The sequence below is a fragment of the Kitasatospora phosalacinea genome, assembly GCF_000717185.1.
In the GTDB taxonomy this organism is placed as follows: Bacteria; Actinomycetota; Actinomycetes; order Streptomycetales; family Streptomycetaceae; genus Kitasatospora; species Kitasatospora phosalacinea_A.
Map to the genome: position 1 here is coordinate 15,298 of NZ_JNYE01000114.1, position 12,514 is coordinate 27,811.

General features: G+C 75.6%; 8 protein-coding genes. 1 reads left to right on the forward strand and 7 read right to left on the reverse strand.

Translation table 11 applies throughout. The features are described from left to right. Positions 1–21 precede the first annotated feature (21 nt). Positions 22–1,098: a zinc-binding dehydrogenase gene (locus OO57_RS33100; RefSeq protein WP_033256454.1), complete on the reverse strand. Its 1,077-nt coding sequence runs from the start codon at positions 1,096–1,098 to the stop codon at positions 22–24. A gap of 29 nt (positions 1,099–1,127) precedes the next feature. Then, the gene (locus tag OO57_RS33105; RefSeq protein WP_033256455.1) at positions 1,128–2,594 is read right to left on the reverse strand and encodes an aldehyde dehydrogenase; all 1,467 of its coding nucleotides are present in this window, start codon (positions 2,592–2,594) and stop codon (positions 1,128–1,130) included. 259 nt (positions 2,595–2,853) lie between these two features. Here OO57_RS33105 and OO57_RS33110 point away from each other — a divergent pair, with 259 nt between their 5' ends. Beyond that, positions 2,854–5,004 (forward strand): hypothetical protein, encoded by a 2,151-nt coding sequence (locus OO57_RS33110; protein WP_033256456.1) that lies wholly within the window; start codon positions 2,854–2,856, stop codon positions 5,002–5,004. 57 nt (positions 5,005–5,061) lie between these two features. Here the strand turns inward: OO57_RS33110 and OO57_RS33115 are convergent, their stop codons facing one another. The 5 genes from OO57_RS33115 to OO57_RS33135 all read right to left on the reverse strand — a co-directional run. Beyond that, positions 5,062–5,787, reverse strand: a complete 726-nt coding sequence (locus OO57_RS33115) for a CBM20 domain-containing protein (protein ID WP_033256457.1) — start codon at positions 5,785–5,787, stop codon at positions 5,062–5,064. A gap of 280 nt (positions 5,788–6,067) precedes the next feature. Further along, the gene (locus OO57_RS33120; protein ID WP_051778561.1) at positions 6,068–6,715 is read right to left on the reverse strand and encodes a class E sortase; all 648 of its coding nucleotides are present in this window, start codon (positions 6,713–6,715) and stop codon (positions 6,068–6,070) included. Further along, positions 6,712–11,163 carry a glycosyltransferase gene (locus OO57_RS47060; RefSeq protein WP_033256458.1) on the reverse strand — a complete coding sequence of 1,484 codons (4,452 nt, stop codon included), beginning with the start codon at positions 11,161–11,163 and terminating at the stop codon, positions 6,712–6,714. The genes OO57_RS33120 and OO57_RS47060 overlap by 4 nt, the downstream gene beginning before the upstream one ends. Then, entirely contained in the window at positions 11,160–11,357 is a 198-nt protein-coding gene (locus tag OO57_RS33130) for a hypothetical protein (protein WP_033256459.1), read from the reverse strand. Before OO57_RS33130 ends, OO57_RS47060 begins: the two co-directional genes overlap by 4 nt. Continuing rightward, positions 11,354–12,514, reverse strand: a 1,161-nt coding sequence (locus OO57_RS33135; RefSeq protein ID WP_267885005.1) for a glycosyltransferase family 4 protein, incomplete at its 5' end; no start/stop codon positions are given. The genes OO57_RS33130 and OO57_RS33135, both read right to left, overlap by 4 nt.

Sequence of the window (12,514 nt, forward strand, 5' to 3'; positions counted from 1 at the left end):
GGTCGGACGGCTCGGGCCGGGTCAGACGGTCAGCGCGATCCGCAGCGCCTCGCCGCTGCGCATCAGGCCGAGCGCCTCGTTGATCCCGGCCAGCGGCAGCCGGTGGGTGATCAGCCGCTCCAGGTCGAGCCGCCCGGTGCGGACCAGCTCGGCGATCCGGGCGTAGGTGCGGGTGACGGTGTCGCCGCCGTAGAACGAGGGCAGCACCCGCTTCTCGCCCGCGGACAGCTCCCACATGCTGATCGGGAACTCGTCCTTGGCGCCGCCGACGCCGACCAGCACCACGCTGCCGCCGCGCCGGGTGGCGTCGTACGCGGAGCGGAAGGTGGCGGGGCGGCCGACCGCCTCGATGACGTGGTCGAAGCCGAGGCCGCCGGTGGCCTCGCCGACCGCGTCGGCCAGCGCCTCGGGGGCGACGGCGGCCGTCGCGCCGAAGGACAGCGCCCACTCGCGGCGGGCCGCGACCGGGTCGACCGCGACGACGTGCGAGGCCCCGGCGGCCTTGGCGCCGAGGACCGCGCTGATGCCGACGCCGCCGCAGCCGATCACCGCGACCGTCTCGCCCGGCCGCACGCCCGCGGTGTTGAACACCGCGCCGACACCGGTGGTGACGCCGCAGCCGATCAGCGCGGCCGCGTCGTAGGAGACGCCCTCGGGGACGGGGCTGGCGAAGCCCGCGTTCAGCACCACCTCCTGGGCGAAGGTGCCCGCGCCCATGAAGCGGAAGAGGTCCTGCCCGCCGGAGCGGAACGCGGGCGTCGTCATCGCGGCGTTGCCGCTCTGGCACAGCTGGCCCTGCCCGCGCACGCACCAGGCGCACTCGCCGCAGGACGGCCGCCAGTTGACGATGACCCGGTCGCCGGGGCGGACGTGGGTGACGCCCTCGCCGACCTCCAGCACCTCGCCGGCGCCCTCGTGGCCGAGCACCAGCGGCATCGGCGCCGGGATGGTGCCGTTCATGCCCGACAGGTCGGAGTGGCACAGGCTGGTCGCCCGGATGGCGACCCGCACCGTGCCGGGGCCGAAGCCGATCGCCTCGACGTCGTCGCGGACCTCCAGCTCGGTGGCGCCCGGGGCGGTGATCATTGCAGCCAACATGGTGGGTACTCCTAGCTCTTGACGGATCGTCAGGCGGTGGCGGGCAGGGCGACAGTCTTGTGCTCCAGGTACTCGCCCAGGCCCTCGGCGCCGAACTCCCGGCCCACGCCGGAGTTCTTGTAGCCGCCGAACGGGCCGCGCAGGTCGATGGTGAAGCCGTTCACGGTGTACGTGCCGGTGCGGATCCGGCGGGCCAGCTCGACGCCGTGCGCGACGCCCTCCTCGGTGCGGGCGGTGAACACCGCGCCGGACAGGCCGAAGTCGGAGTCGTTGGCGATCCGCACCGCCTCGTCCTCGTCCTCGTACCGGATCAGGCAGACCACCGGGCCGAAGATCTCCTCGCGGGCGATCCGCATCCCGTTGGTGACCTCGCCGAACAGCGTCGGCTGCACGTAGGCGCCCGCCTCCAGCCCGGCCGGGACGCCGCCGCCGGCCAGCAGCTCCGCGCCCTCCTCCCGGCCGATCCGGATGTAGTCCAGGTTGCGCTGCTGCTGGCGCTTGGAGACCAGCGGGCCGACCTGGGTGTCCGGGTCCTGCGGGTCGCCGACCCGCAGCCCGGCGAACACGGCGGTCAGCGCGGCCGCGAACTCCTCGTACCGGGAGGCGGGCAGCAGGATCCGGGTCAGCGCGACGCAGGCCTGCCCGTTGTTCAGCAGCGAACCGGCGGCCAGGCCCGCGACGGTGGACGGCAGGTCGGCGTCCGGCAGCACGATGCCCGCCGACTTGCCGCCCAGCTCCAGCGTCACCCGGGCCAGGTGCTGCGCCGCGGACGCCATCACCTGGCGCCCGGCGGCCACCGAACCGGTGAACGAGACCTTGTCGACGTCCGGGTGCGCCACCAGGTGGGCGCTGGTCTCCCGGTCGGCGGGCAGCACGCTCAGCACGCCCTCCGGCAGCCCGGCCGCCTCGCACACCTCGGCCAGCAGGTAGGCGTCCAGCGGCGTCTCCGGGCTCGGCTTCAGCACCACCGTGCAGCCCGCGGCCAGCGCCGGGGCGAGCTTGGCGGCGGTCACGAACTGCGGGACGTTCCACGGCACCACCGCGGCCACCACCCCGACCGGCTCGCGCAGCACCAGCAGCGGCTGCCGCAGGCCCTCGCGCCGCTCCTCGAACGGGAACTCCCGGGCGGCCGCCGCCACCAGCCCGTACTGGACGGCCGCCGCCGCGGCCTGGTTGACCGCGCTGAACGAGGCCGGGGAGCCGTTCTGCGCGCTGATCACCCGGGCGAACTCGTCCTTGTGCTCCAGCATCAGGGCCTGGATCCGCTCCAGCACCGCCAGGCGCTCCGCCAGCGGCAGCCGCGGCCACGGCCCGTGGTCGAACGCCTCCCGGGCGGCGGCCACCGCCCGGTCCACGTCCTGCGGCGAGGCGTGCGGGACGCGGCCGACCAGCGTCCCGTCGTGCGGCGAGACGACGTCGATGGTGTCGGTTCCGGCGGGGGTCTCCCACCGTCCGCCGATGAAAAGGGTGCCGTGTACGGCGGGTGCCTCGGCCATGGCCGACTCCTTCTGCTCTGCGATGACCCGTTAAACGTACACAGCTGACTGTTTAGAGTCCAGGGGCGAGCTGTGTCTTCGAGAGTTGAAGGCTGCGCGCTACTTGACGGTGGGCCGTCACCGCCCCAACACTTCCGTACGAGCTCAGAGAGCGCTCTCAACCGATCTCGACCGACCGGGCTCAGCAGAAAGGCGACACCACCCCCTTCCCCCACTTCGGCCTGGCGTTCACTTTGCGAAGCCAGACGAGAGGACCCCCATGCGAAGGACGACCGCCCTTTCCCACCCCCGCCCCCGCCTCCTCGCCCTGCTGGCCGCGATGGCGCTGACCCTCGCGGCCCTGCTCGGCCTGGCCGCCGCCGCGGGCCCCGCCTCGGCCGCGGCCGACTACACGCAGAGCGCCACCCAGCTGAACGCGACCCAGCTGAAGATCGCCTTCACCCCGACCACGCCCGCGCTCTACGTGGACGTCCACTACCTGGTCAACGGGGCGAACCAGCAGAACATCCGGATGACCAACACCGCGGGCACCTGGAACTGGACCGTCAGTTCGCTCGCCACCGGCAACGCCGTCGAGTACTGGTTCACCTACGAGAAGAGCGGGCCGCAGTACGACAGCCCGCACTTCACCTTCACCATGGGCGGCACCGGCACCAGTCCGTCCCCCACACCGACGCCGACGCCCACGCCGACGCCCACGCCCACGGGTTCCACCGGTGGCACCACCTGCCCGACGCAGTCCGACACCCCCGACTTCGGGCCCAACGTGCACGTCTACGACCCGAGCATGTCCAGCGCCGCCATCCAGTCCCAACTGGACGCCCACTTCAACCAGATGAAGGACACCCAGAGCGCCCAGTTCTCCGAGAACCGGGTCGCCGACCTGTTCAAGCCGGGCACCTACAACGTCAACGACAACGTCGGCTTCTACACCTCGGTCGCGGGCCTGGGCCAGAACCCCGACGACGTCACCATCAACGGCAACATCACCGTCGACGCCTTCAACGCCTCCGACGCGGGCAACGCCACCCAGAACTTCTGGCGCTCCGCCGAGAACCTGGCGATCAACCCCGGCGGCGGCACCAACCGCTGGGCGGTCGCCCAGGCGGCCCCGTTCCGCCGGATCGACGTGCACGGCAACCTGGCGCTCTACCCGGCCAGTTACGGCTGGGCGAGCGGCGGCTACATCGCCGACAGCAAGGTCACCGGCCAGGCCGCCTCGATCTCGCAGCAGCAGTGGTACACCCGCGACAGCAGCCTCGGCAGCTGGGACGGCGGGGTGTGGAACATGGTCTTCTCCGGCGTCCAGGGCGCCCCGGCCACCACCTTCCCCAACCCGCCGGAGACCACCCTGGCCACCACCCCGGTCTCCCGCGACGTGCCCTACCTGTACGTCGACGGCTCCGGCAGGTACCGGGTCTTCCTGCCCAGCCTGCGCACCAACGCCACCGGCCCCAGCTGGGCGTCCGGCAGCACCCCGGGCAGCTCGCTGCCGATGAGCCGGTTCTACGTGGTCAAGGCCGGGGACACCGCCGCGACCATCAACAACGCGCTCTCCCAGGGCTGCAACCTGTTCGTCACCCCCGGGGTCTACCACCTCGGCCAGACCCTCAACGTGACCCGGGCCGACACCGTGGTCCTCGGCATCGGCTACCCGACCTTCGTCCCCGACAACGGCGTCAACGCGATGCAGGTCGCCGACGTCGACGGCGTCCGCCTCAAGGGCCTGCTCTTCGACGCGGGCACCACCAGGTCGGCCGCCCTGCTGACCGTCGGCGCCGCCGGCTCCACGGCCAACCACGCCGCCGACCCGACCACCGTCCAGGACGTGTTCTTCCGGATCGGCGGCCAGGTCGCGGGCAAGGCCACCACCAGCCTGGTCGTCAACAGCAACCACACGGTCATCGACCACATCTGGGCCTGGCGCGCCGACCACGGCAACGCGGGCACCGTCGGCTGGGGCGTCAACACCGCCGACAACGGCGTGGTCGTCAACGGCAGCAACGTCCTGGCGACCGGCCTGTTCGTCGAGCACTACCAGAAGTACGAGGTCACCTGGAACGGCCAGAACGGGCGGACGATCTTCTTCCAGAACGAGATGCCGTACGACGTGCCCAACCAGGCCGCCTGGATCTCACCGACCGGCGTGAACGGCTACGCCGCCTACAAGGTCGGCACCGGCGTCACCAGCCACGAGGCCTGGGGCCTGGGCAGCTACTGCTACTTCAACGTCAATCCGGCCGTGAACGCCTACCACGCGTTCGAGGTGCCGAACACGGCGGGCGTGAAGTTCCACGACGTGCTCACGGTCTCCCTCGGCTACCAGGGCACCATCTCGCACGTCGTCAACGACACCGGCGGCGTCACCCCGTCCGGCACCGTCCCGGTCAACGTGGTCGCCTACCCGTAGGCCCCCGCGCCGACGGTCCGGCGCCGGGCGGTGAGGCCGCCCGGCGCCGGACGCCGGTCACTGCCGCCAGGTGTCGGCGGTGGTGAAGGTGCCGGTGGGCGGAGTGGTGGCGGTGCGGTCGGCGCCGCCCTCCCACGCCACGCTGCCGTCCGGGTTCCTGATCAGGTACTTGTACGCGACCGGGGTGTTGGGCGGCAGCTGCAGCCCGGCGCCCCAGGTCGGGTAGCCGCCGGAGCCGGTGGTCAGCGGGACGGCCGCGGCCGGGTTCCAGCCGCCGAGTTCGGCCAGGTTGCCGACCAGGTAGACGTTCTGCCCGTAGGCGGTGGTGGCGGTGACGCGGAAGCTCGCGGCGACCGGCGCGCCGCTGCCGACGTTCCAGCGGTCGTCGATCGCGGTGATCGCCGTCGTCGAGTGGGTGACCGAGCGGTTGGGGACGCTCTCCCAGGTCACGACCCCGGTGCTGCTGCGGATCAGGAACTTGTACTCCGCGGTGCTGCCCTCGATGATCTGCACGTACCCGGTCCAGGACGGGTAGGTCTGCGCGGTGGTGTGCAGCGGGACGGCCGCGGCCGGGTTCCAGTTGCCCAGCTGCGCGGTGTTCCCGCTGATCAGGACGGTGTCGCCCGGGTTGGTCACGGCGGAGACCGTGACCGATATGGTCGCCTCGGCGGTGGCCGCGCCGGCCGGGGCGGCGACGCCGAGCAGCCCGGTCAGCAGGGCGGCCACGAGCAGGAGCGGACGCCACCAGGCGGTGGCCGTGGTGCGGGGCGGTGCGGTGGTCATGGGTCTTCCCGTCTCTTCTCCGTCGGAGCTGACGCGGTGTCAGCGCCCGTTGATCACAACACGAAATCAACGGAAGCCCCGCCCGGTCCGCCCTGTTGGCATCAGGTTTAGGTCACCGCCCAGGGCCCATTGTCCGTTTGCCTTCAAGAAGTGGAAGGACTGCCTTCGGCCGGGCCCGACAGGGGAACGGCGGCCGGGTTGACGCCGAGGACATCCGCCCGTGCGCCCGGCGACATCCGGGCGTCATGAAAATCCTTGCTGCAAGATGGCGCAAAACTTTTCAAGCCGGAGCGTCGGAGACCAGGTGGCCCCACCAGACCAGGCGGTACAGGGAGGTGAACTCGGGGGTGCAGGTGGTCAGGGTGAGGTAGTGGCCGGGGGAGGTGTAGCCGGCCTGGGCGGGGACGGGGTCGAGCACCTCGTAGTTGTCGGCGCCGGTCTCCGGCAGCTCGCGGTCCAGGGCGTAGGTGTAGACGGCCGCGGGGGTGCGCAGCACGACCAGGTCGCCGGGCTCCAGCCGGTCCAGGTGGCGGAACGGCTCGCCGTGGCCGTTGCGGTGCGCGGCCAGGCCCAGGTTGCCCTGCTCGCCGGGGAGTTGGGTGTCCTCGTAGTGCCCGACGGCGCCGGAGTCGAGGACGGTGCCGCGGTCGACGCCCTCGCGGACGGTGAACGTCGCGGGCAGGCCGAGCTGTTCGAGCCGGGGGACGGTCAGCGTGCCGAGCTCCGCCCCGGGCGCGGGGGCCGCGGGCGCGCCGGGAGCAGCGGGGGCGGGCGGTGCGGCGACGGCGGCGGGCGGCGGCGCCGGGGGCCCGTACGCGGGGGTGACGGCGACCGTGCACAGCAGGGCTCCCGCCGCGAGGGCGCCCGCGGCGGCCCGCAGGGGGCCCCGCGGGCGCGGGCGTCGGGCGGCGCGCAGCGCGGTGCTCATCCGCGGGCCCCGCGGCGGTGCGCGCCCGGCAGCGGGGCGGTCAGCAGGGCGGCGCCCGCGGCGGCGAACTCGCAGGTCTTGAGCAGCAGCAGACCGGCCGTCAGCAGCGGGTCGCGGCTGAGCCGCCAGGCGCGGGCGGCCAGCACCGGCAGCCGCCAGGGTCCGGCCTGGGCGGCGAAGTGGCGCGGGTGGCGGGCGGCGTAGCGTCCGGCGGTGGCCGCGTAGTGGGCCTTCTTGCGCATCGCGGCGCGCAGCGTGGTGCGTCCCTCGTCGTGGACCAGGACGCTGCGGGTGGTGGCGATCCGGGCGCCGGCGGCCCGCACCCGCAGGTCGAGGTCCTTGTCCTCGGACCAGACCAGTCCCTCGTCGTGGCCGCCGACCCGGTCGTACAGCTCGCGGCGCAGGCAGCGCAGCGACTCCACCGAGCGGTCGCCGTCCCAGCAGCGCTTCTCCAGCACCTTGCAGCGCGACCAGAAGCCCTCGCCGACCGAGACCTCGGGGATGACCAGGGCGTCGTAGCCCTCGTCCTCGATCAGGCGGCGGCACTCGGCGAGCAGGCCCGGCCCGGCGGTCATGTCGGAGTCCAGGTGCAGGACGACGGCGGCGCTGGTGAGCCGGACGCCGCGGCGGCGCCCGGCGGCGCGGGACGGGTTGTCGCGGGCCAGCCGGACGTCCAGGCCGCGGGCGTGGAAGGCGGGCAGCGCGGGGGCGAGCGGGCGGCTGGTCCGCGCGTCCTCGTTGACCAGCACCTCCAGGCCCTCGCGCTGCTGCACCAGCGAGTCGAGCAGCCGCCCGACCTGCGGGACGCTGTCCCGGGTGGGGACGACCACGGCGATCCGCGGCGCGGCCGGGGCGGGCCGGGCGGAGGGGGCGGACGGGGCGGCGGACATCGGCGGCCTCACGGGTTCCAGGGGGCGGGGGTCGGGGGAGGTACGGCGGCGGGGCAGCAGGACGGTGGCGCAGGCCAGCACGGTCGCGGCGGACAGCCCGACGGCCGCCCGCCACCAGCGGTCGGGCCCGAACGCGACGCGCAGCTCGGCGTCGCCGCGCCCGTCGACCAGCCAGGCCGCCCGGTAGCCGTCCAGGGTCAGCGGGCGGGCGCTCCACCCGGCGGGCAGGCCGGTGAGCTCCCAGCGCGGGTCGGCGGAGTCCGGCAGCGTCACGACGGCCGGGCCGTCCACGCCGCTCAGCCGGGCCCGGTAGCGCCCGGCGCCGTCCGGCACGGCGGCCACGGCGGGGGTGGCGAAGGCCGCCGGGTCGATCCGGACGGCCAGCGGCAGCACGGGCGTCAGCCGCACGCCGGTGTACTCGACCGCCGTGGTGCCGACGTCGTCGCCGTCGGCGTACAGGTACAGCGCCAGGTCGCGGACGTCGGCGGGCGGGGTGACCACCGTGTCCAGGGTGTGCCACTGCGGGCCGTCGACGGTCCGCGGCAGCTCGGCGCACCGGTCCGGGCCGCCCTGCCACAGGCACAGCCGGGCCGGACTGCCGCTGACCGTACGGTAGTTGACGGACAGCCGGTAGCTGCCGGGCCGGTGGCCGGTGCCCGGCTCGAAGGCGTCGACGGGGGCGCGGACGCAGGCGGTGTGGGCGCGGGCGGTGAGCCGGACGCCGTCGGTGCCGAGCGGGGTCGCGGACAGCCCGGCCTCGGCGAATCCGCGCCCGTCGGTGCGGCCGCAGTCCTGCAGCGCGCTGAACGCGGGCGGCCCGGCGGCGGGCAGGCCCGGGTCGGCGTCGACCCGGTGCGGGCCGGGTCCGAGCGGCAGCGGCGCGTCCCCGGCGGCGGCGGTGGCCTCGGCGGCGACGCCCAGCGCGGTGGCGGCCGGGGCCCGGTAGGCGGCGTCGCCCGGACGGGTGCCGTCCGCGTCGGCGTACCCGTACAGCACGGCGCCGGTGGTGCCGGGGGCCAGCCGCAGCACGGTGCGGAAGGTCTGCCAGTCGGCGGCGGCGGGCAGGCGGCGCTCGACCGCGCAGCCGTTCGGGCCGTCCTGCCACAGGCAGATCCGCGGCGCGCTTCCCCGGTACTCGACCGCGACCGCGACCAGCCCGTCGGCGGGCGGGTCGGCCAGCGGCAGGCGGACGCAGGCGGTGCCCTGCTCGGCGCGCAGCACCCAACTGCCGTCCCCCGCACGGTCGGTGGCGCCGCCGCAGCCGCCGTCGGCCTGCGCGTCCGGGTCGGCCGTCAGCTCGGGCCCGTCGGCGAGGGCGACCGCGACCCGGTCGCCCGGGCGGACGGCGACCGGGCGGCCGGGCTGCCAGGGCAGCACCTCCGGGCCGACCAGCAGCGCGGCCGGCGTCGCCTCCGCGGGCAGGTCGAGCCGCAGCTCGGGCGCCGCCGGGACGGGCACGCCGTCCACCGCGGCCCGCCCGGCGTCGGCCAGCCGCACCCCCTCCGCGGTGCGGGAGGGCAGGTAGGCGGCGCCCGCGCCGCGCTCGACCCGGGCCGCGTACGGGCCGCCGTCCGCGCGCAGCCGCACCTCGGCGCCGCCCGCGGCGGTGAACGCCAGCCGGGCCGCGTCCACCGGCACCGCCGGGTCGACGGTGGTGGCGGCGCCGCGGGCGGCGGCCGCGGCGGTGGTCCGCGGATCGGCCGCCGGGTCGAGCAGCAGACCGGCCGGTGCGCCCGCGGGGGACGGGAGTTCGTACAGGTCGGCGACCGGGGTGGCCAGGGTGCGGCGGGCCCCCGGCAGCCGGTCCAGGGCGGCGGCGAGGACGGCCGGGTCGGCGGTGGCGGCGTCGCCCGCCGTGGTGCGCAGGTCCCGGCGGACCAGCACCTGGCCGACGCCCAGCGCCCGCAGCGCGCCCGCCGCGGCGTCCGCGTCCCCGGCGGCGAGGCCGTCCTCGGCCAGGGCGAGCAGCCGGGCCGGGCCGGAGGCGTTGTCGAAGTAGCCGCCCGGCAGCCGCTGCAGCAGCGGCCGGGTCAGCAGGTTGCGCGGCAGGTCGTCCACGCCGTGGAAACCCCAGTCGGTCAGCACCTGGTAGTAGCCCTGCAACGGCAGCTCCAGCACCTTCCCGGGCACGGCCGAGCCGTTCGCCGCGTCCGCGACCCGCTGCCACTGCGCCGGGACGGCCACCGACGCCGAGGGCAGCGGCGGCCGCACCCAGGTCACCACCGCGCCCGTCCACAGCGGCCACGGGTACGCCAGCGCGGCCGCCACCGCGACGGCGGCCGCCACCCGGGGGGCCTTCCGCCCGGCGTCCAGGGCGCGCTGCACCGCCGCGCCCGCCAGCACCGCCACCACCAGCACCAGCAGCACGCCGAACTTGCTCATCGGCTCGCGGAACAGCCACATCCCCGGCAGGTGCGCGTACAGCCACGCGTTCACCGCCGCCAGCGGCGGGTGCAGCCCCTTGCACAGCAGCACCAGGACGCCCGTCGCCACCGCCAGCGCCCGCATCGCCCACCGGGTCCGGCGCGGCCCCGGCGGCAGCACCGCCCCCGCCAGTGCCAGCAGCGCCGGAACCCAGCGCGCCGCCCCCCACGGCGCCCGGTCCACCGCCGCCGCGAACGGGTAGTACTCGGCGTGCGACCAGCCCCAATGCGCGTTCAGCGCAAGGATGTTGGGCAGGGTGTTGCGCACCTGCGTCCACGCCCACGCCTGCACGTTGGTCTGCGCGCTGAAGTCCGTCCCCGAACCCCCACCGGTCAGCGTCACCGCCTGCGGCACCAGCCACCACAGCTGCACCAGCACCAGCAGCGGCAGCGCCCGCCCGACCAGCCCCAGCACCGGCCGCCACCGCCCGCCGGTCAGCGGCGCCGCGACCAGCGCCACCGCGGCCGTCGCCCCCGCCACCACCGCCAGCAGCGGCGGATTCATCCCCAGGTAGCACAGCGGCAGCGCACTCAGCACCACCGTCCGCACCCGCACCCGCAGCCCCGCCGCCGCCCGCAGCAGGTGCCCGCCGAACCACGCCACCAGCGCCGTCGCCAGCACCGGCAGCGGATTGAGCAACGACACCAGCGTGTACACGTTCACCACCGCCAGCAGCCCCGCGCACGCCGCCGCCAGCGGATGCCGCAACCACACCGACGCCAGCCGCGCCACCCCCGTCGCCGCCCCCGCCAGCACCAGCCCGTACAGCACCGCCTGCGCCACCCCCGGCCCCAGCCCGACCAGGCCGCACAGCCGGACCAGCAGCAGGTCCGGCAGCCGGACGATCTCGTACGAGGGCCCGCCCGTCCCGGTGATCTGGTGCCCCCACACGCTCCCCAGCTCCGCCCCCAGCGCCTCCCGCCGGAACGGCCCCACGTCCCCCGTCGCGAAGTCCCGCCCGGGCCGGAACCACAGCAGTGGCAGCAGTGCCGCGAGGGTTCCGGGCAGGGCGTAGCGGGTGAGTGGGTCGTGGTGGCGGTGGGTGAGGCGGCGCAGGGTGCGCAGGAGGCCGTGGAGGGAGGTGGGTGCGGTGGCGGCGGTGACGCGGCGGGGGGTGGGGACGGTGGTGGTCACTGCGGGGCACCGCCGGGGGTGAGGGTGGGGTGGGTGGGCCGGAACCACAGCAGTGGCAGCAGCGCCGCGAGGGCTCCCGGCAGGGCGTAGCGGATGAGCGGGTCGCGGTGGGTGAGGGTGCGCAGGAGGCCGTGGAGGGAGGTGGGTGCGACGGTGGCGGCGGGGCGGCGGGGGGTGGGGACGGTGGTGGTCACTGGGCGGCACCGCCGGAGACGGCGTGGGCGTGCAGCGGGGGGAGTCCGGCGGCCGCGACGGCCGTGCGCAGGACGGCCTCCGCGACCTCGTCCCAGGGCAGCGCCCCGCCCCGCCAGCCGGTGGGGGACGGGGCGGCGGCCAGGGCGGGCAGTTGTTCGGCGAGGGCCCGGGCCAGGGCCCCCGGGTTCGGGGCCACCAGGCGACCGCCTGCCGCCGGGACGGAGTCGCACAGGCCCGGGCGCCGGTAGCCGATCGTCGGGGTGCCCATCGCCGCGGCCTCGTCCACCACCAGCGCCCAGCCCTCCCGGATCGAGGTCGCCACCAACACGTGGGCCCGGGCCAGCAGTTCGTCCCGCCGCGCGGTCGGCACCCGCCCGTGGAACACCGTCCCCGGCGGTGCCAGCCGCTCCAGCCGGGCCCGCTCCGGCCCGTCCCCGACGATCCACAGCCGGGCCTGCGGCATCCGGCGGCGCAGCAGCGCGAACGCCGCCAGCACGTGGTCCACCTGCTTCACCGGCGACAGCCGCCCCAGGAACGCCACCGTCGGCACCTGCTCCCGCGCCACCTGCGGCCGCGCCCGCCGGGTGTGCCCCTCCGGCACCAGGTGCAGGTCGCGCAGCCCGTACGCGCGCAGCGACTCCCGGCTGGACGGCGAGACGGTCAGCACCGGCGTCCCGCGCAGCGAGCGCAGCCAGAGCGGCTCGGCCACGTACCGGCCCAGCCAGGACAGCGGCGGCGGGAACCGGGCGTCCCAGATCTCCCGCGCGACCTGGTGCACCAGCGCGACGGTCGGCGTCCCCGCCGACCAGGCCGCGCAGCCGAACGGGCGGGTGTTCACCTCGTCCACCAGCAGGTCGAACCGTCCCGTCCCGTGCGAGGCGTACCACTGCCGGGCGGCCCGGTACACCCCCAGCGGGCCGCCGCCGCGCACGATCCGCACGCCCTCCCGCGACTCCCGGCCGGGGGCGCCGGGCGCGGCCGCGGTCACCAGCGTGACCCGGTGCCCGGCCGCGGCCCACCGGGTGACCACCTCGTGGGTGTACACCTCGGCGCCTCCGGCCTCGGGGTGGGCGGTGTCCTTCCAGTTGAAGACGCAGATGCGCATGGCCTCGGCTCGGGTCGTGGGTGGGGATGCGGGGCGTGGGGCGGGGAGGGT

Bases quoted from the DNA above. Each gene is read 5' to 3' on its own strand.
- OO57_RS33110 (WP_033256456.1), top strand. From the start codon at position 2,854: ATGCGAAGGACGACCGCCCTTTCCCACCCCCGCCCCCGCCTCCTCGCC.
- OO57_RS33115 (WP_033256457.1), bottom strand. From the start codon at position 5,787: ATGACCACCGCACCGCCCCGCACCACGGCCACCGCCTGGTGGCGTCCG.
- OO57_RS33105 (WP_033256455.1), bottom strand. From the start codon at position 2,594: ATGGCCGAGGCACCCGCCGTACACGGCACCCTTTTCATCGGCGGACGG.
- OO57_RS33120 (WP_051778561.1), bottom strand. From the start codon at position 6,715: ATGAGCACCGCGCTGCGCGCCGCCCGACGCCCGCGCCCGCGGGGCCCC.
- OO57_RS33100 (WP_033256454.1), bottom strand. From the start codon at position 1,098: ATGTTGGCTGCAATGATCACCGCCCCGGGCGCCACCGAGCTGGAGGTC.